Source organism: Sphingomonas sp. 67-41, assembly GCF_001899725.1.
GTDB lineage: Bacteria > Pseudomonadota > Alphaproteobacteria > Sphingomonadales > Sphingomonadaceae > Sphingomonas > Sphingomonas leidyi.
Window position 1 is genome coordinate 244,448 of record NZ_MKWJ01000004.1, and the last position, 19,004, is coordinate 263,451.

At 68.0% G+C, this 19,004-nt stretch carries 18 protein-coding genes; 11 read left to right on the top strand and 7 right to left on the bottom strand.

Going from position 1 to position 19,004, the window contains the following annotated elements; translation table 11 throughout:
- Window positions 1-45: 45 nt before the first annotated feature.
- Window positions 46-207, bottom strand: coding sequence for a hypothetical protein (locus BGP17_RS02870; protein ID WP_167299124.1), 162 nt, complete (start codon window positions 205-207; stop codon window positions 46-48).
- Between the two features lie 236 nt (window positions 208-443).
- Between BGP17_RS02870 and smpB the strand changes: the two genes are divergently transcribed.
- The 5 genes from smpB (at window position 444) to BGP17_RS02895 (ending at window position 6,530) form a co-directional block, all read left to right on the top strand.
- Window positions 444-923: an SsrA-binding protein SmpB gene (smpB, locus tag BGP17_RS02875; RefSeq protein WP_086129916.1), complete on the top strand. Its 480-nt coding sequence runs from the start codon at window positions 444-446 to the stop codon at window positions 921-923.
- Window positions 916-1,497 (top strand): DUF2062 domain-containing protein, encoded by a 582-nt coding sequence (locus BGP17_RS02880; protein WP_286710948.1) that lies wholly within the window; start codon window positions 916-918, stop codon window positions 1,495-1,497. The genes smpB and BGP17_RS02880 overlap by 8 nt, the downstream gene beginning before the upstream one ends.
- Window positions 1,498-1,570: 73 nt before the next feature.
- A complete protein-coding gene (locus BGP17_RS02885) occupies window positions 1,571-3,652 on the top strand; it encodes a M13 family metallopeptidase (protein WP_286710949.1) in 2,082 nt (693 codons plus the stop codon).
- A gap of 78 nt (window positions 3,653-3,730) precedes the next feature.
- Window positions 3,731-6,127 (top strand): hybrid sensor histidine kinase/response regulator, encoded by a 2,397-nt coding sequence (locus tag BGP17_RS02890; protein WP_167299121.1) that lies wholly within the window; start codon window positions 3,731-3,733, stop codon window positions 6,125-6,127.
- Between the two features lie 40 nt (window positions 6,128-6,167).
- Window positions 6,168-6,530: a response regulator gene (locus tag BGP17_RS02895; RefSeq protein WP_286710950.1), complete on the top strand. Its 363-nt coding sequence runs from the start codon at window positions 6,168-6,170 to the stop codon at window positions 6,528-6,530.
- 44 nt (window positions 6,531-6,574) lie between these two features.
- Here the strand turns inward: BGP17_RS02895 and BGP17_RS02900 are convergent, their stop codons facing one another.
- Window positions 6,575-7,291: an MOSC domain-containing protein gene (locus BGP17_RS02900; RefSeq protein WP_286710951.1), complete on the bottom strand. Its 717-nt coding sequence runs from the start codon at window positions 7,289-7,291 to the stop codon at window positions 6,575-6,577.
- Window positions 7,292-7,465: 174 nt separating this feature from the next.
- Between BGP17_RS02900 and recA the strand changes: the two genes are divergently transcribed.
- The 4 genes from recA (at window position 7,466) to BGP17_RS02920 (ending at window position 11,273) form a co-directional block, all read left to right on the top strand.
- Window positions 7,466-8,545 carry a recombinase RecA gene (recA, locus tag BGP17_RS02905; protein WP_167299118.1) on the top strand — a complete coding sequence of 360 codons (1,080 nt, stop codon included), beginning with the start codon at window positions 7,466-7,468 and terminating at the stop codon, window positions 8,543-8,545.
- Window positions 8,546-8,767: 222 nt separating this feature from the next.
- Window positions 8,768-10,162, top strand: coding sequence for an RNB domain-containing ribonuclease (locus tag BGP17_RS02910; protein ID WP_286710952.1), 1,395 nt, complete (start codon window positions 8,768-8,770; stop codon window positions 10,160-10,162).
- The gene (locus BGP17_RS02915) at window positions 10,159-10,650 is read left to right on the top strand and encodes a hypothetical protein (RefSeq protein WP_286710953.1); all 492 of its coding nucleotides are present in this window, start codon (window positions 10,159-10,161) and stop codon (window positions 10,648-10,650) included. Before BGP17_RS02910 ends, BGP17_RS02915 begins: the two co-directional genes overlap by 4 nt.
- A complete protein-coding gene (locus BGP17_RS02920; RefSeq protein WP_167299115.1) occupies window positions 10,647-11,273 on the top strand; it encodes a glutathione S-transferase family protein in 627 nt (208 codons plus the stop codon). The genes BGP17_RS02915 and BGP17_RS02920 overlap by 4 nt, the downstream gene beginning before the upstream one ends.
- Before the next feature lie 29 nt (window positions 11,274-11,302).
- Here the strand turns inward: BGP17_RS02920 and BGP17_RS02925 are convergent, their stop codons facing one another.
- The 3 genes from BGP17_RS02925 to BGP17_RS02935 all read right to left on the bottom strand — a co-directional run bounded on the left by BGP17_RS02925 (window position 11,303) and on the right by BGP17_RS02935 (window position 13,598).
- Window positions 11,303-11,626: a hypothetical protein gene (locus BGP17_RS02925; protein ID WP_167299114.1), complete on the bottom strand. Its 324-nt coding sequence runs from the start codon at window positions 11,624-11,626 to the stop codon at window positions 11,303-11,305.
- A gap of 9 nt (window positions 11,627-11,635) precedes the next feature.
- A complete protein-coding gene (locus tag BGP17_RS02930; RefSeq protein ID WP_286710954.1) occupies window positions 11,636-12,202 on the bottom strand; it encodes a hypothetical protein in 567 nt (188 codons plus the stop codon).
- A gap of 76 nt (window positions 12,203-12,278) precedes the next feature.
- Window positions 12,279-13,598, bottom strand: a complete 1,320-nt coding sequence (locus BGP17_RS02935; protein ID WP_167299112.1) for a dicarboxylate/amino acid:cation symporter — start codon at window positions 13,596-13,598, stop codon at window positions 12,279-12,281.
- A gap of 163 nt (window positions 13,599-13,761) precedes the next feature.
- Here BGP17_RS02935 and BGP17_RS02940 point away from each other — a divergent pair, with 163 nt between their 5' ends.
- Together BGP17_RS02940 and alaS are read left to right on the top strand one after the other, a co-directional pair.
- The gene (locus BGP17_RS02940) at window positions 13,762-15,009 is read left to right on the top strand and encodes a M24 family metallopeptidase (protein WP_286710978.1); all 1,248 of its coding nucleotides are present in this window, start codon (window positions 13,762-13,764) and stop codon (window positions 15,007-15,009) included.
- 217 nt (window positions 15,010-15,226) lie between these two features.
- Window positions 15,227-17,908: an alanine--tRNA ligase gene (alaS, locus tag BGP17_RS02945; protein WP_286710955.1), complete on the top strand. Its 2,682-nt coding sequence runs from the start codon at window positions 15,227-15,229 to the stop codon at window positions 17,906-17,908.
- An 18-nt stretch (window positions 17,909-17,926) separates the two neighbouring features.
- On the opposite strand, the gene BGP17_RS02950 is transcribed toward alaS, so the two are convergent.
- Window positions 17,927-18,439, bottom strand: a complete 513-nt coding sequence (locus BGP17_RS02950; RefSeq protein ID WP_167299109.1) for a hypothetical protein — start codon at window positions 18,437-18,439, stop codon at window positions 17,927-17,929.
- 2 nt (window positions 18,440-18,441) lie between these two features.
- Window positions 18,442-18,954 (bottom strand): hypothetical protein, encoded by a 513-nt coding sequence (locus BGP17_RS02955; protein ID WP_167299108.1) that lies wholly within the window; start codon window positions 18,952-18,954, stop codon window positions 18,442-18,444.
- Window positions 18,955-19,004 lie beyond the last annotated feature (50 nt).

Genomic DNA, 19,004 nt, shown 5'->3' on the forward strand with positions numbered 1-19,004 from the left:
GGGGCGGGGGCCTGTCCATTCCTCCGCCGTTTCGCTCCGGGCGGGTTATTCCGTCAGGGTCGACACTTGCTGGTGCAGGCGCCGGGCATAGGCCCTTGCGAACGCATCATGGACGCGGGCGACGCCGGGATCGACGGTGGTGCGCGCCTTCTCCGCGCTCAGGCGCTGGCGGTATTCGAGATATTCTCGGTCGTTCTGCGATGACATGGGGAAGCTCCGGCTTCAAGCGGCAGCTTTCCAGTTGCTGTCGGTTCGCGCCTTGCTCGGGGTGTCGGGCGCCAATATTTTGTAGTTACATGGTTTTTTCTGCGGTGGCGAGCGAATAGCGGCATTGCGGGTTCGGTTCGTCGCATTTCCCGCACGCCCTCGTTCAGGCTCGTTCGGGGCCCGCGAAACCGCCGGGCTGGCGCTTCCGCCAATCCGCGCCTACATCGCATCGCCTTATGGCCCGTCCGCGTCCCGCCCAAGAGAAAGTGAAGACCGTCGCCGAGAACCGGCGCGCGCGGTTCGATTATTTCATCGAGCAGACCTATGAGGCCGGCATCGCGCTCACCGGCACCGAGGTGAAGTCGCTGCGCTTCGGCGAGGGCTCGATCGCCGAGGCCTATGCCGAAGTGAACGACGGCGGCGTCTGGCTGGTCAATTCGAACATCCCCGAGTTCAGCCACGGCAATCGGTTCAACCACGAACCCAAGCGCCCCCGTAAATTGCTCCTTCATGAGCGGGAGATAAACAAGCTCCATGGTGCGGTGGCGCGCGAAGGGATGACCCTCGTGCCGCTGTCCATCTATTTCAACGGGCGAGGCCGCGCGAAGGTCGAGCTGGCGCTGGCGAAGGGCAAGAAGACGCATGACAAGCGCGACTCGATCAAGGAGCGGGACTGGAAGCGGGAGCAGGGGCGACTGCTCCGCGACCGTGGTTGATCCCGCGCCCGCTTCGGGCAAGTCGCGTTTCCGCCGCTGGCTCGACAAGGCGACGCCCAGCCGCGAATCGGTCGAGAGCAATCGCTGGCTCCGCCCGGTCGCGAACCGGGTGATGCACAGCTCGCTTTGGCGATTCACGCGCCGCTCGGTGCCGCGCGGCGTGGCGCTGGGCGTGGTGACCGGCGTGTTGGTGCCGATGGGGCAGATTCCCGCCTCGGCCGTGCTCGCGCTCCCGCTGCGCGCCAATATCCCGGCGGCCGCCGCGACCACCTTCATCACCAATCCCTTCACGACGCCGCCGCTCTGGGTGGCGGCCTATTGGCTGGGCAGCTGGATGATCGGCCCCGGCGCGGCGATCGAGAAGGCGCAGGTGATCGAGCGGAGCTGGAGCGACTGGCTGGTCCACCAGGCCGGCCCGGCGACGCTCACCGGCCTGGTCACCATCACCGGCGCGCTTGCCCTGGTCGGCTATTTCGGCACCGCGCTGGCGTGGCGCCTGTGGATCGCCCGCAAATGGAAGCGGCGCGCCGATGCCCGGGCCGCGCGCGGCGGAGGACCCGTTATCACGGCGTAATAATGTTACGTTCGCCCGATTGACGGAGCCCATCGACGGTCTAAGACAGCCCGATCAACCATCGGGGGTTCCCATGCGCCTGTCGCTCCTCACCACCAGTTTCCTCGCCGCGCCCGTGCTGCTTGCCGGCTGCGCGCACAATGCCCCGCTGCCGGCCGTGCCGGTCGAGGCCGCGCCCGTCACCGAGCCCGATCCGGCGCCGCAGCCCGAAAAGCCCAAGCCGGTCTACGGCACCTATGGCTTCGACACCGCCGGCATGGACCCCGCGATCAAGCCGGGCGACGATTTCTACAACTATGCCAATGGCGCCTGGGCGAAGAACACGCCGATCCCGGCCGACAAGTCGAACTATGGTTCGTTCAACATCCTGGACGACAACGCCAAGAAGCAGACGCACGAGATTCTCGATGCGGCGAAGGCCGATCCGAACTCGAAGATCGGCACTGCCTATGCCACTTATCTCGACACCGCGGCGATCGACGGCAAGGGCCTGGCGCCGGCCAAGCCGTGGCTCGACCAGATCAAGGCGCTGACCTCCAAGGCCGGCTATCCCGCGCTCGCTGCCGCCGCGCGCCGCAGCGGCGTGGGCGTGCCCTTCGCCACCTATGTCGGCCAGGACGACAAGGAGCCGGAAGTCTATGCGCTGAGCCTCTACCAGGCCGGGCTGGGCATGCCCGACCGCGACTATTACCTCTCGAAGGACGCCAAGTTCGTCGAGACCAAGGCGGCCTATCTCAAGCATCTTGCCAACGTGCTGACGCTCGCCGGCGAACCCAACGCCGCGGCACGCGCCCAGGCGATCGTCGATTTCGAGACGAAGATCGCCGGGGTGCAGTGGACTCGCGTCGAGAGCCGCGACGCGACCAAGACCTATAACAAGATGACGGTCGCCCAGCTGCAGAAGTCGGCGCCGGGCTTCGACTTCAAGGCCTTTTTCGCCGCCGGCAAGACGCCGGTGGAAAATGTGATCGTCGGCCAGCCCAGCGCGGTTACGGGCATCGCCCGCCTGATCCAGCAGGCGCCGCTGGCGGTGCTGAAGGACCAGCTGCTGGTCCGCACGCTCGATAATTTCGCCGATGTGCTGCCGAGCGCTTTCGACAAGGAGCAGTTCGCCTTTTACGGCACCACCCTGTCGGGCACGCCGGAGCAGGAGGAGCGCTGGAAGCGCGCGGTGGACTTCACCACCGGCGCGCTCTCCGACGACGTCAGCCAGGTCTATGTCGCCAAATATTTCCCGCCCGAGACCAAGGCGGCTGCCGACCAGCTGGTGAAGAACGTGATCGCGGCGATGGACCGCCGGATCGACAAGCTGGAATGGATGGCGCCCGAGACCAAGGTGAAGGCGCATGAGAAGCTCGCCGCCTTCAAGCCGAAGATCGGCTATCCGGATCATTGGCAGGACTATTCGGCGCTGACGATCACGCCCGGCGACGCATTCGGCAACAATGTGCGCGCCAACAACTGGCAGTATGACGACAATGTCTCCAAGCTCGGCCAGCCGATCCGCCGCTGGGAATGGGGCATGACGCCGATGACGATCAACGCCTATGCCAATTTCGGCATGGTCGAGATCGTCTTCCCCGCCGCGATCCTGCAGCCGCCCTTCTTCGACCCCAACGCCGATCCGGCAGTCAATTATGGCGGCATCGGCGCGGTGATCGGCCATGAGCTGAGCCACCATTTCGACGACCAGGGCGCCAAGTACGACAAGGAAGGCCGCCTGACCGACTGGTGGACTCCGGCGGACGTCAAGGCGTTCAAGGCGCGCACCGACGCGCTGGTCGCCCAGTACGACCAGTATGAGCCGCTGCCCGGCATGCATGTGAAGGGCGCGCTGACGCTCGGCGAGAATGTGGCCGACCTGGCCGGCCTTACCGTCGCCTATGACGCGTACAAGGCTTCGCTGAACGGCCAGGCGGCGCCGGTGCTCGACGGCACCACCGGCGACCAGCGCTTCTACCAGGGCTGGGCCCAGGTGTGGCGCCGCAACTATCGCGAGGCGAATCTGCGCCAGCGCCTGCTTACCGATCCGCACTCGCCTTCGCAGCAGCGTGCCTGGGTCGTGCGCAACCTCGATCCCTGGTACGGGGCCTACAACCCCGATCCGGCAACCAAGCTGTTCCTGACGCCCGACAAGCGCGTCCAGATCTGGTGATCCGATTTCTCCCTCTCCCCCGTTCGGGGAGAGGGAGATTCGCTTGACCCACGCCCTGCGACCGAACATCGGTGGCGCATGGCCACGTTGCCCGCCCATAGCCCCATTTCGACGTCCCGCCGCTGGCTGCCCTTCGCGGCGGCGATCCTGGCCGGGTTCCTCGCGGGCGCGGTGATCCTGCTCACCTTGAACGACCGCGCGGTCGCGGTCGGCTTCGTCGCGGCGGGGCTGCTTGCCGCAGGCGGGCTCTGGGGCGCGCGCAAGCTCTTCCATGCGGATATCGCCGGCGAGGCCCCGGTCGACTGGTCGGTCGCCCAGGCGCTCGCTGCGGCCAGCGACGACGCGCTGGCGGTCACCGACCGTGCCGGACGCCTGGTCTGCGCCAACAGCCGCTTCGAGGCATTGTTCGCCGGCTGGCCGACACCGCCCAATCTCCCGATCAGCGACGCCGCCGTCGCCGCGCTCGGCACTGCGGCGCGAACTGCCTGGCGCGACGGCGAGGCGCGCGAAGACGGCATTCAGGTGTTCGGCGCTCCCGTATCGGCCCGCGTCCAGCGGGTGGGCGAGGAATCGCTCGTCTGGCGCTTCATTGGCGTGCAGGCGCTCGACCTCGCCAGCCAGGTCCAGGCGCTGATCGACGGCCATACCGGCGACCGGCTGGGCTCGGCCGGCATCATGGCCGCGATGGTGTCGCCCGAGGGCCGGGTGCGCAGTGCCAACCGCGTGTTCCGCCTGCGCGCCATGGGCAGCCCGGACGCCGCCGCCGAGGGGCGCGACTTCGCCCGCTTCCTGATCACCGATTCCATGGGGCTGGTCCGTTTCGAGCGCGAGGGGCTGGAGGGCAATCCGCTCCGCGTGCTGCAGATCCCCTTCCTCGACGGCGAGGAGGCGCCGCTGCTCGTGGCGCTGCTCGACGAGGAGCAGGGCAATCTGCCGACGCCGGCGATCGGCGCCAGCGCCGGCGCGCATGTCCGCTCGCTGATCGCGCTGCTGCCGCTCGGACTTGCCCTGGTCGATCGCGACGGCCGCTTCGCCAGCATGAACGATGCGTTCGTTCGGGCCACCCGCGTCAATGCCGCGGCGCCGCCGCTCTATCCGGGCGACCTGGTGGTGCGCGAGGACAAGGCCGCGCTCGCCGACGCCGTCCGCCGCTTTGCCGGCGGGGCGCCGCAATCGGCCGAGATGACCGTGCGCATGGCCGATGCGCCCGAGGAGCCGGTCTCGATCGGAATCGCCGGCGCGCGCGGGCTGGGCGAAGCCGCCGTGCTGATCAGCCTCAAGGATTCGGGCGAGGAATCAAAGCTCAAGCGCCAGGTCGCACAGGCTACCAAGATGCAGGCGGTGGGGCAGCTCGCGGGCGGCGTCGCGCATGATTTCAACAATATCCTGACCGCGATCATCGGGCATTGCGATTTGATGCTGATGCGCCATTCGCCTGGCGATAGCGACTATGACGACATCCAGCAGATACGCGCCAATTCGAACCGTGCCGCCTCGCTGACCCGCCAACTGCTCGCCTTCTCGCGCCAGCAGACGCTGCGCCCGCAATTGCTCCAGCTGCCCGACGTCATCTCCGAAGTCTCGAACCTGTTGAAGCGGCTGCTCGGCGAGACCGTGCGGCTCGAAGTCAAGCATGGCCGCAACCTGGGCCCGGTACGCGCCGACCCGGGCCAGCTCGAGCAGGTGGTGGTCAATCTCGCGGTCAATGCGCGCGACGCGATGCTTTCGCAGAATCCCAATGGCGGCGGCACGCTCACCATCGAGACGATGGCGGTGCCGGCCGCCGATGTGCGCCGGATGGACGACGACGTGCTGCCGGTCGGCGACTATACCGCGCTGCGCATCGCCGATACCGGCACCGGCATCCCGAGCGAGATCCTCGCCAAGATCTGGGAGCCGTTCTTCACCACCAAGGAAGTGGGCAAGGGTACCGGCCTGGGCCTTTCCACCGTCTATGGCATCATCAAGCAATCGGGCGGATTCATCTTCGCCGAGAACGTGCCCGGCGGCGGGGCGGAGTTCACCATCTACCTGCCGGTCCACGCCGCGACCGAGGCGCCGGTCGTCGCCAAGCTGCCCGGGCCCAAGGAGAAGCCCGCCGATACCTGGGGCACCGGCACGATCCTGGTGGTCGAGGACGAGGACATGGTCCGCGCCATCGCCGAGCGCGCGCTCGCCCGCCAGGGCTATACCGTGGTCACCGCCGACAATGGCGAGGCGGCTCTGGAGCTGATCGAGACGATCGACCGGCCCGACCTGCTCATCTCCGATGTGGTCATGCCGGTGATGGACGGCCCGACGATGGCGCGCCGGATCCGCGCCAAATATCCCGATCTGCCGATCCTGTTCATGTCGGGCTACGCCGAAGAACAGCTGCGCAAGTCGATTGATCTGGAGCAAGTCGCCTTCCTGCCGAAGCCCTTTTCGGTGCAGCAACTTGCCGAAGCCGCGCGCGATGTGCTTTCACCCAAATAAATACTTGGCGTATCGTGATTTTCCTGCGATGGGAGCGGCCATGCCGGGGCCCCAGAAAATCCTGATCGTTGAAGACGAGCCGCTCATTGCGATGATGCTCGAGGACTTTCTCGATGCGCTCGATCGCCTCGTCGCCGGCACGGTGGACAGCGTCGCCTCGGCCCTCGAACTGGTCGAGGCCGGCGGCATCGACGCGGCCATCATGGACGTGAACCTGCGCGGCGGCGAAACCAGCTGGCCGATCGCCGATGCGCTGGCTGCGCGGGGCATCCCCTTCGTGCTCGCCACCGGTGGGGCGGGGGACATGATCGCGGAAGCCTATCGCGACCGTCCCGTGCTCTCCAAGCCGTTCACGATGGACAGCGTCGAAAAGGTGCTCGACAGCCTCGTCGCGGCGGACTGAGCGCAGGCTTTCCCTTTCCTTCTTTGCCGCACCGTAGCGCGGACCTAGTCGATCAGGCGCACGGGGTCCCCGAGCCGGATCAGCCCCGGCCGCGCCGGCCCGGCATAGATGCCGTATCTGTTGCCGAAGTCCTGTGCGACGGTGCGCAGCACGCGCGGCGCCTTCGCACCGGTCTCCGGATCGATCGTCACGATCACGCAGCGCGCGATCGGATCGGCGCATTGCACCACCGCGCCGTGTTCCTCGTCGCCGAACGCCAATCGCCGGCCCCGCCATTCGGCGGCGGGCACATCGCTCTCCACGATCACGTTGATCCGGAAGCGCATGATGTCGAGCGCGTCGCCATGCGCCGCCTCCAGCGCGGCATGGCCGGCGCTGGTCTGGATCGAGACCGGCATCGAATCATAGATGCCCCGCGCTACCTGGATCAATGCGGCGGGTTCGCCCGCGGCGGCTTCCAGCTGCGCCTTGAGCAGCGGATCGCGGAGCGGGACCGTCGTGCCGTCGGGCGTCTCGACCGTCACCGCGCTGGTCTTGGGCCGTGCCGGGTCGTCGAAGCGAGCCCGGTGGAGGACCATTGCCGGCACTTCGCGCGCGGTGAGCCAGGGGAAGCGCGTGCCGTTGGCCGCGCGGACGAACGCATATTGCCGGTCGCCCTCGATTCCCTGCCAGTCGAGTTCCGCCACGTCGAGCCGTTCCCCGGCCATCGACTTGACTGGAAAGCGGTTGAGCGCACGGACATGGCCGACGATGCGGGTCATTCCGCCCGGCTAGCGGGCACGAGACGGAAGGGCAATCGCGGCCTTGCGGGGAGGTGGAACGATTATGGAACAAAAAATCCCGTTCCGCTCTTGTTCTTGGAGAACAAACGCGATACACGGCCTCCAACACAGGTTGAAGGCGCAAGCCAAACCTTCTAGCGACGGGGACTTCCAATGGCAGCTTCGCTCAAGGTGATTGACGGCAACATGGCGATTTCTTCGGACAAGCAGAAGGCGCTCGACGCCGCCCTCGCACAGATCGACCGCGCATTCGGCAAGGGGTCGGCGATGAAGCTCGGCTCCAAGGAGGCGATGCAGGTCGAGGCGATCTCGACCGGGTCGCTCGGGCTCGACATTGCGCTCGGCGTGGGCGGATTGCCCCGCGGCCGCGTGATCGAAGTCTATGGGCCGGAAAGCTCGGGCAAGACCACGCTGGCGCTGCACGTGATCGCCGAAGCGCAGAAGAATGGCGGCGTCGCGGCGTTCGTCGATGCGGAGCATGCGCTGGATCCGGTCTATGCCAAGAAGCTGGGCGTCAATATCGACGAACTGATCGTCTCGCAGCCCGATACCGGCGAGCAGGCGCTCGAAATCACCGATACGCTGGTCCGCTCGAACGCGATCGACGTGCTGGTGGTCGATTCGGTCGCCGCGCTGGTGCCGCGCGCCGAGATCGAGGGCGAGATGGGCGACAGCCATGTCGGGCTTCAGGCGCGGCTGATGTCGCAGTCGCTGCGCAAGTTGACCGGCTCGATCAGCCGCTCGCGCTGCATGGTGATCTTCATCAACCAGCTGCGCATGAAGATCGGCGTGATGTACGGCAATCCGGAGACCACGACGGGCGGCAATGCGCTGAAATTCTACGCCTCGGTCCGCCTCGACATCCGCCGCACCGGCCAGATCAAGGACCGCGAGGACATCATCGGCAACACCACGCGCGTGAAGGTGGTGAAGAACAAGGTGGCGCCCCCGTTCAAGCAGGTCGAGTTCGACATCATGTACGGCGAAGGCATCTCCAAGATCGGCGAGATCCTCGATCTCGGCGTCAAGGCGGGGCTGGTCGAGAAGTCGGGCGCCTGGTTCTCGTACGACAGCGTTCGCATCGGCCAGGGACGCGAGAACGCCAAGAACTTCCTCAAGGAGAATGGCGAATTGCGCGAGCGCCTCGAGGCCGCGATCCGGGCGCGTACCGAAAAGGTTGCCGAAGGCCTGATGACCGGGCCCGACGCCGATGACGGCGACGACGACCTTTGATCCATACAGGCCGCGCCCGCGCGTGATGCGTGCGGCGGCGGTCACGGGCTGAGACCCATGGGAAGACCCGGCGCGTTGCCCCGCGCCGGGTCTTTCGCGTTCGGGCGGAGCGCGCGATTCCTTGCATGCGCGACCTTCGCCATTCCCCCGCGCCTGCGGAGGGGCGCGGATATCCCGCGATGCCGGTTTCCCGATCCGTCGCGGGCGCTATAGTCGCCGGCGATGAAGGCGGTATTCGATCCCGATCGCGTGCTGGCTGGCGGCCTTGCCGCCATCCGCGACCAGTTCCACGTTCCGCACGCCTTTCCTCCGGACGTGATCGCCGCCGCCGAGGCCGCGGCGTCGCGCACGCCGGCAGGGCATGTCGATCGGACCGGACTTCCCCTGGTCACGCTCGATCCGGCAAGCTCGACCGACCTTGACCAGGCCTTTGCGATCGAGGCCAGCGGCGGCGACCTGCTGTTGCGCTATGCGATCGCCGATGTCGCCTGGTTCGTCGACGATGACGACCCGATCGACCGCGAGGCGTGGCGGCGCGGCGCGACGCTGTACCTGCCCGATGGAAAGGCCGGGCTCTATCCGCCGGTGCTGAGCGAAGGAGCGGCCAGCCTGTTGCCCGACGGCCCGCGCCCGGCGGTGCTCTTCACGGTGCGGGTGGCGCCCGATGGCGAGGCCCGGCTGGAAGCGGCGGAACGGGCGCTGGTCAGGAGCCGCGCCAAACTCGCCTATGAGACCGCGGACGATGCGGATCTACCCCCGCAGTTCGCCGAACTTGCCCGCCGTATCGCCCTTGCCGAAGCCCGCCGCGGCGCTGCCAGGGTCGATCCGCCCGAGCAGGAAGTCGTGCGCCGCCCCGATGGCGGCTATGCGCTCGCCTTTCGCGCGCGCCATGCGTCGGAGGCCCGCAATGCGGCCTTGTCGCTCGCGACCAATCTGGCCATCGCCGAGTTGCTGCAGGCGCATCATACCGGCCTGTTCCGGGTGATGGCCGAGCCCGATGCGCCGGCCATATCGCGCCTGCGGAACACTGCGCGCGCGCTCGGCATCGCCTGGCCCGAGGCGCAATCGCTCGTCGCGTTCCGTACCGGCCTGGATCCGGCCGATCCGCACCAGGCGGCGCTGATGCTCGCGATCCGCCGGGCGGGGCAGGGCGCCAGCTATGCCCCGTGGCGCGCGGGAACGGCGCCCTGGCACGCCGCCGTCGCGGCGCCCTATGTCCATGCCACCGCGCCGCTTCGGCGGCTGGCCGATCGCTATGTCATCCGCGCGGCGCTGGCGGTCATGGCGGGCCAGCCCGTGCCGCCGGTGGTCGGCCAGGCCTTCGAGCGGCTGCCAAAGGTGATGGGGCGTGCCGATGCGGTGAGCGGGCAGATCGATCGCGCGGTCGTCGACCTGGCCGAAGCGGTGATGCTCGCCGGGCGCGAGGGCGAGGAATTCGCGGCGATCGTCACCGACGTGGATGTGCGCGGCGCGCGGATGCAACTCGCCGACCTGCCCATAGTCACGCGGATCGACGCACCCGGCGCCGCGCCGGGGACGCCGCTGCGCGTGCGGCTGGTCGATGCCGACCCGGCGGATCGCGCCGTCCGTTTCGAAGCGATCGGAGCGGTGCCGTGACGACCATGCCCGCCGATCCCGGCGATGTGGCGGCAACCGAAGCGCAGCTCGAAGGCTTCATCGCGCGTTTCACCCCGGAGATCGCGGACCGTGTTCGCGCCGCGCGGGCGGTGTTGCGCGAACGGCTGCCGGGCGCGACCGAGCTGGTCTACGACAATTACAACGCGCTGGCGATCGGCTATGGTGCTGGCGGGAAGACGTCGGACGCGGTGTTCAGCCTTGCGGTCTACCCGCGCAACCTATTGCTCTATTTCCTCCCCGGTGTCGGATTGCCCGATCCCGAGGGGCTCCTCCAGGGCGAGGGGCGCCTGGGGCGCTATGTCTGCCTCAGGGAGGTGGCGCTGCTCGACGCGCCGGCGGTAATCGCGCTCATCGCGGCCGCGCTCGACCGGGCAAGGCGCCCCTTGCCTCCGGAGGGCGGGCGGACCATCGTCAAGTCGATATCGGCCCGGCAACGCCCGCGCCGCCCAGCCGGAGACGCCGCATGACGATCATCGTCCATCATCTCGAGAATTCCCGCTCGCAGCGCGTGCTCTGGCTGCTGGAGGAACTGGGGCTGCCCTATGAGGTCCGCCGCTATCGGCGCGACAAGGCGACGATGCTGGCGCCCCTCGAGCTTCGCCGCGTCCATCCGCTCGGCAAGTCGCCGGTGATCGAGCATGCGGGCAACATCGTCGCCGAGACGGGGGCGATCGTGGAGTATCTGGTCGAACTGGCCGATGGCCGGCTCGGCATGCCCGGGCATCGCGAGGACGCGCTGCGCTATCGCCATTTCCTGCATTATGCCGAGGGGTCGCTGATGCCGCCGCTCTTCACCAAGCTGGTGCTCAGCCGCGTGCCGCTGCTCGGCAAGGTGGCGCAGAAGAAGTTCCAGCCGATGGTCGACGTCCATCTCGACTATGTCGAGGGCGAGCTGGCGGCGCGGCCCTGGTTCGCCGGCCCCGAATTCACCGCCGCCGACGTGATGATGAGCTTTCCGCTCGAAGCCGCGGTGAGCCGGGCCAATGCGACCGAAGGCCGCCCGCACATCGCGGCGTGGATCGAGAAAGTCCATGCCCGCCCGGCCTATAAGGCGGCACTGGCCGCCGGCGGCCCCTATGCCTATGCCTGAACCTCTCCGCGCGGCCCGGCCGGGGGCGGTCAGACCAGGGCGAAGCCGGTTGCGGCGTTGATGAAGTCCTTCACCGCGTCGACGATCGCGTTGATCGCATTCTGCACCAGCACCAGCGTCATGCTGGTCATCGCGACGATCACCGAAACGGCGGCGCGGATCTGCATGTCGAACAGGATCTCGGCGCCCCGCAATGTGTATTGCGCGTGGTTCTCGGCGATCGCCTCGACCTGGATGGCGATCTTCTTGAGCTCGGGGATGGCATAGCTCTCCATCTCTGCCCAGATGCCGCCCGCCAGCCCGCGCCCCGCGACGGTCATCCGGTCGACGAGTCCGTTCACGTCCACCTGCATCGCCTTCTCCTATCGGTTCACTTGCTTGGCGCGCTGCACGGCCATCGCCGCGCGCAGGGTGGCGCCCAGCCCGCCATCGAGCAGCGGGCCGACGGCGGCGGCGGGAATGCCCAGCGCACCTTCCGCCTGATGGAAGGCGCGCAGATCGTGGAATTGCTGCTGGAGCAGCTGCATCAGCACCACGTCGCAATCGCCCCGGGGCGGGGTGCCGATCTTCCCGCCGACCGCGGGCGGCAGGTCCGCCGCCGCCAGCGCCCGGGCCATCGCCTGGGTGGAGGGGCAATTGTCCAGCACCCGATTCGCCTGCGCCCGGGCGACGAGCAGCGCCAACCGGCCTTCCATATTATCGTAGAAGTCGGTGTTCTGGGCATAGGCGCCGGCGGGCTGGCCGGCATTGGTCACCATCTTCGCGACGAAGCTGGTCGTGTCCTGCAGCACCGATCCGAGCTCGGTATCGGTCGCCGCATCATAGGGAGCGGCGAGCTGGACATGCGTGCAGCCGGCCAGCGCCACGGCGAGCATCAGCATCGCGGCAAGCCGCCGCAAATCCCGTCCGAACCGTGTCAAGGCGCGCATGAAAGTCTCCCCGGGGGGAGACTTTCATCTTCGCGCGGGAAAGTCCAACGGCGATGGTGCCGCCGCGGACCGGCGCTCAGTGGCGGCCATAGTCCTGGAAGCTCTCCGTCTCGGTCGCCGGCCCCTGGACCGGCGGGACGAGCGGCTCGATCGGTTGCGGCGCGTCGAGCTTGCCCTCCCAGCGCGCCACGACCACGCTGGCCACGGCATTGCCGATCACATTGGTCGCGGTGCGGCCCATGTCGAGGAAATGGTCGACCGCGAGGATCAGCAGCACGCCCGCCTCGGGGATGTTGAAATGGCTGAGCGTGCCGGTGATCACCACCAGGCTGGCGCGCGGCACGCCGGCAATGCCCTTGCTGGTGACCATCAGGATCAGCAGCATCTGGATCATCGTCATCCAGTCGAGATGGATGCCATAGGCCTGGGCGATGAAGATGGACGCGAACGTCATGTACATCATCGAGCCGTCGAGATTGAACGAATAGCCGAGCGGCAGCACGAAGCTGGCGATGCGCGGCGGCACGCCGAACCGGTCGAGCGCGTCGAGCGTGCGCGGATAGGCCGCCTCGGACGAGGCGGTCGAGAAGCCGAGCAGGATCGGATCGCGCAGGTAGCGCAGCAGCGTGCGCGTGCGCGGGCCGACGATCAGGAAGCAGGCGCCGAGCAGCGTCGCCCAGAGCGCGAACAGGCCCAGATAGAAGCTGCCCATGAAGAAGGCGAGGTCGCCGACCACGCCGATGCCCTTGGTCGCCAGCGCCTTCGCCACTGCACAGAACACCGCGACCGGGGCGAAGAGCATCACATAGCCGGTGACGGTGAGCATCACCTGCACCAGCGCCTCGAGCCCGCGGACGAGCGGTGCGCCCTTCTCGCCGATGGCGGCGAGGCCGACGCCGAAGAACAGCGAAAAGATGACGAGCTGGAGGATGTCGTTGCTCGCCATCGCATCGATGCCGCTGGTCGGCACGATGTGGATGAAGAACTTGGCAAGATCGAAGCTCGAGCGATCGACGCCGCTCGATGCCGTGGCCGCGGGAATCGTCAGGTTGAGGCCGACGCCGGGCTGGAGCAGGTTGACGAAGATCAGGCCGAGCGTGAGCGAGACCAGGCTCGCGCAGACGAACCAGAAGAACGCCTTCAGGCCCACGCGCCCGATCGCGCCGCCGCCGCCCATATGGGCGATGCCCACCACCAGCGTGGAGACCACCAGCGGGGCGATGATCATCTTGATCAGGTGGAGGAACATCTGGGTCGGAATGTCGAGGCCGTAAGCCCAGTTCTCGATCGCCTTCGCCCCTTCCGGCGTGCCCGACAGCGAGATGTTGAGGGCATAGCCCAGCAGGCCGCCCAGCAGCAGCGCCGCCAAAATGAACCAGGTAAGTCGCTTGCCCAACGGAGGCCCCCCTAAAAATCCTTTGGCCGCAGGCAAAGGGGATTGCGCGCCCCGGGTCAAGCCCCGCGCGGCCAGCCGATATGCGCTGCCCTATGCACAGCGGGTATTGCGGCGGCGCGCGAAGGGGCCCTATCGCATGCATCGCTCTTTCCGGAGAATGACGATGCGCCTCGATCGCCGTGCCCTTGTCCGTGCCGCCGCCGCGGCGCCGCTGCTCGCCCTTCCCGGCGTGCTGCGCGCCGCCGAGCCGGACCTTTCGGCGCTGCAGGACATCACCGGGGGCGCCGTGCCGATCGACAATGCGGAGCGCGCCGCGCGGCTCGCCCGGGCGCAGGCGCTGATGCGGGCGAACGGCATCGGCGCGGTGCTGATCGAGGGCGGATCGTCGCTGGCCTATTTCACCGGCCTGCGCTGGGGCCGCAGCGAGCGGCTGACCGCGGTGGTGCTGCCGGCCGAGGACGCGCCGTGCATCGTGACGCCCTTTTTCGAGGAAGCGCGCACCCGCGAGGGACTGGCGATTCCCGCCGAGGTCCGCGTGTGGAACGAGGACGAGGATCCGTTGAAGACGGTCGCCGGCTTCCTCAAGGACCGCAAGCTCGCGCGGCTGCCGGTCGGCATCGAGGAGACGGTGCGCTATTTCGCGGTCGACGGCCTGCAGCGGGCCGGGCTGAAGGTGGTCTCGGCGAACCCGGTGGTGCGCGGCTGCCGGATGATCAAGACGCCGGCCGAGATCGCGCTGATGCAGCTCGCCACCGATGTGACGATCGCCGCCTATCGCTGGGTCCATCCGCGCGTCGAGAAGGGGATGAGCCAGCGCGACGTCTCCGCGTTGATGGACGCGGCGACGCGCAAGCTGGGCGGCAGCCCCGAGTTCAGCATGGTGCTGGTGGGGGAGGGCGCCGCCTATCCGCATGGCACCAAGGTGCCTTCGCCGGTGGCCGAGGGCCGGATCGTGCTGATGGATTGCGGCTGCACCGTGCAAGGCTATCAGAGCGACGTGTCGCGCACCTGGGTGCATGGCGCGGCGACGGCGGAGCAGCGCAAGGTGTGGGACCAGGTGGCGCAGGGCCAGCGAACCGCCTTTGCCGCGGCGAAGCTGGGTGCGACCGCCGGCAGCGTCGACGATGCGGTGCGCCGCTATTATGCCTCGCTCGGCTGGGGTCCGGACTACAAGCTGCCCGGCCTCTCGCATCGCACCGGGCATGGCATCGGGCTCGACGGGCACGAGCCGGTCAACCTGGTGCGCGGCGAGACGACGAAGCTGGCGCCGGGCATGTGCTTCTCCAACGAACCGGGCATCTACATTCCCGGCAGCTTCGGCGTGCGGCTGGAAGATTGCTTCCACATGACCGATGGCGGGCCGAAATGGTTCAGCGAGCCGCCCCGGTCGATCGACGCGCCGATGGGGTGAAATGGCCGGGCGGGCCGAGGGATACCAACTTCCTTCGTCTTCACCCCGGCCTTTCGCGGGGATGACGAAGAGGAGGCTCGCCTCAAGGGGGAGGATCGCCGCCAAGTTCAGGCTGACGGTTGGAGGACAATGGCGTCCGCGCCACAGTTGCGGGACCTTTCACCCTGATCGAAGTGTTTCGCTTGAGGAAACATCGCGTCGCAACTAAGTCGCGCCTATGACGTCCACCAACGATATCCGCCGTTCCTTCCTCGACTATTTCGAGGGCCAGGGTCATGCCCGCGTTCCCAGCGCTCCGCTGGTGCCGCACAACGATCCGACCCTGATGTTCGTGAACGCGGGCATGGTGCCGTTCAAGAACGTGTTCACGGGGCTGGAGAGCCGCCCCTATTCGACTGCGACCAGCTCGCAGAAATGCGTCCGCGCCGGCGGCAAGCACAACGACCTGGACAATGTCGGCTATACCGCGCGCCACCATACCTTCTTTGAGATGCTGGGGAATTTCTCCTTTGGCGACTATTTCAAGGAACAGGCGATCACCCATGCCTGGACGCTGCTCACCAAGGTGTGGGGCATTCCGGCGGAACGGCTGACCGCGACCGTCTATCACACGGACGACCAGGCCTTCGAGCTGTGGCGCAAGATCGCCGGGCTGCCCGAGGCGCGGATCATCCGCATCCCGACCAAGGACAATTTCTGGGCGATGGGCTCGGACGGCCCGTGCGGGCCCTGCTCGGAGATATTCTACGATCATGGCGAGCACATCTGGGGCGGTCCTCCGGGATCGCCGGAAGAGGATGGCGACCGCTTCGTCGAGATCTGGAACCTCGTCTTCATGCAGTTCGTGCAGGAGAATGACGAGATCATCGGCGACCTGCCGCGCCCCTCGATCGACACGGGCATGGGCCTGGAGCGCGTCGCCGCGGTGCTGCAGGGCGTCCACGACAATTACGATACCGACACGTTCAAGGCACTGATCGCCGAATCGGGCGCGCTGACCGGCGCTTCGACCAGCGGCGAGAACCAGGCGAGCCACCGGGTGATCGCCGATCACCTGCGCTCCTCGGGCTTCCTGGTGGCGGACGGCGTGCTGCCGGCCAATGAAGGCCGCGGCTATGTGCTCCGCCGCATCATGCGCCGCGCGATGCGCCACGCGCACCTGCTCGGCGCCAAGGATCCGCTGATGTACCGCATGGTGCCGGCGCTGGTTGCCGAGATGGGCGCCGCCTATCCCGAGCTGGTCCGCGCCCAGCCGCTGATCGAGGCGACCTTGCTCCAGGAAGAGACGCGCTTCCGCCAGACGCTCGCCAACGGCCTGCGTCTGCTCGATGAGGCGACGACCGGCATGAACGAAGGCGGCGTGCTGCCCGGCGAGACCGCGTTCAAGCTCTACGACACGTTCGGCTTCCCCTATGACCTGACCGAGGACGCGCTGCGCGGCCAGGGCATGACGGTCGATCGTGCCGGCTTCGATGCGGCCATGAAGCGCCAGAAGGATGCCGCGCGTGCCGCGTGGAAGGGTTCGGGCGAGAAGGCTTCGGAAGAGCTGTGGTACGACCTGGCCGACGAGCTGGGCGGCACCGAATTCACCGGCTATGCCGGCACCCAGGGCGAAGGCCAGGTGCTGGCGATCGTCAAGGACGGCGCGAAGGTGGAGAAGGCCGGCGCCGGCGACATGGTGACCATCCTCACCAACCAGACGCCCTTCTATGCCGAGAGCGGCGGCCAGATGGGCGATGCCGGCGTGATCTGGAACGACAAGGCGAGTGCGGCGGTGGACGACACGTCCAAGCCGCTCGGGCGCCTGCATGCGCATCATGCCAAGATCGAGAAGGGCGAGATCGCGGTGGGCGATGCCGTGCACCTGACGGTCGACGCCGATCGCCGCGACCGCGTGCGCGCCAACCATTCGGCGACGCACCTGCTGCACGCGGCGCTGCGCAAGCGGCTCGGCGGGCATGTGACGCAGAAGGGCAGCCTGGTCGCGCCGGACCGGCTGCGTTTCGACTTCTCGCATCCCTCGGCGCTGACCGCCGACGAGCTCGTGGACATCGAGGCCGATGTGAACGCGCAGATCCGCCATAACGGCGCGGTCGAGACCCGGCTGATGACGCCGGACGACGCGATCGCCGCCGGCGCGATGGCGCTGTTCGGCGAGAAATATGGCGACGAAGTCCGTGTGCTCTCGATGGGGCTGGGCGATGATGCGTCCTATTCGGTCGAACTGTGCGGCGGCACCCATGTCAATGCCACCGGCGACATCGCGATCTTCAAGATCGTCTCGGAGAGCGCGGTCTCCTCGGGCGTGCGCCGCATCGAGGCGCTGACCGGCGAGGGCGCGCGGCTATGGCTGAATGCGCGCGACGAACGGCTGCGCGAGACTGCGGCGACGCTCAAGGCCAGCCCCGACGAAGTGCCGGCGCGCGTGGCGGCGCTGGTCGAGGAGCGGCGCAAGCTCGAGCGCGAGCTGGCGGAGGCGAAGAAGGCGCTGGCGCTGGGCGGTGGCGCGAGCAGCGGCGACGGTGTGCAGCCGGCCGGCGCCGGCACCAGTGTCGAGACGGTCGCAGGCGTGCCGTTCTGGGGGCAGGTGATCCAGGGGCTGGAGCCCAAGGCATTGCGCGGATTGGTGGACGACCAGAAGAAGCGCCTGGGATCGGCCGTGGTCGCGCTGGTGGCGGTTACCGACGGCAAGGCCACGGTCGCAGTCGGCGTCACCGACGATCTCGCTTCGCAGGTTGGCGCGGTCGACCTGGTCAAGGTTGCCGTGGCGGTGCTGGGCGGGCAGGGCGGTGGCGGCCGGCCCGACATGGCCCAGGGCGGCGGCCCGGACGGCGACAAGGGCGCGGCCGCGCTCGACGCAGTCAAGGCCGCGCTGGCCGAGGCGACCGCGGCGGCCTGAACCGCCGCGGGGTGCCGGTCACATGCCCGGCGCCCAGCCATCCTCGGGCGAGACCCACAGGGCACGCTGGTTCATATCGGCGCGGACAAGCCCGTCGATCGTGATGTCGGATACGATCCCGTCGCCATCGACCTTGTCGCGATAGCAGCGCTTCTTGCCGGCAAGGGGCTGGAGCGCGAGCATCAGTCGCTCGCGGACCGAAGTCTCCACCGCCGGCGCGAGCGGTGCGCCGTCCTTGCTGAGCCTGCCGGACGCGAAGTCGACCGGCCGGACGGTCGAGCAGACGGCGCCGTCCTCGACCCGGCCCGAGGTTTGATACTCGATCAGGATGGTCGGCTCGGTGGAGACGACGCCGGTGACCACCGCTTCGAAGCGGTCGTCCTCGTGCACCGTGTAGCGGACCATGGTGGCGCAGGTGCGGGCGTGCGTGTCCGGGCCGATGCAGCGGATCTTTCCGGCGCGGGCCGGGGCGAGGGCGTCGGAGCCGGGCATCGGTGCGACGGCGGCGAGCAGGAGGAGAGGCGCGATCATCGTCACATTCCCAGGCCGTAGCCGTCCTTCTCGCTCACCCAGACGAACTTCTGGCTGAGATCGGCGCGGACGGCGCCATCGATGCTGAGCTCGTTGAGCAGCAGGCCGTCCTCGGCGGGCTTGATCGCGGAGCAGCTGGCCTTGCCGTCGAGCGCGGCGACGACGGCGGCGAGCTGGCTCTTCACCGCGGTCGCGGTTGCCGCGTCGGCCGGCGCGCCGTTCACCAGCACCGTGCCCGCCTGGAAATCGGCGAGTTTCACCGTCTCGCAGAACTTGCCGTCCGTCACCGTGCCGCGGGTGTGCAGTTCCATCGTGATCAGCGGCGTGGGGGCAAGGAACAGGCGGGTGGTCGCTTCATAGCTGCTGCCGGCGATCTTGTAGCTGGTGGTGCCGAGGCAGGTCTTCTTCTCCCGGTTGGGCAGGACGCACTGATACTGGCCGGCGCGCGCGGGCGCGGCGGGATCGGCGGTCTGGCCGGCAGCGGCATGGGCCAGAAGCAGCAGGCTGAGGAACATCGTCGAGACTCTCCGAGCGGGAACAGGTCCCTGAAATGCGCTGCGCCGGC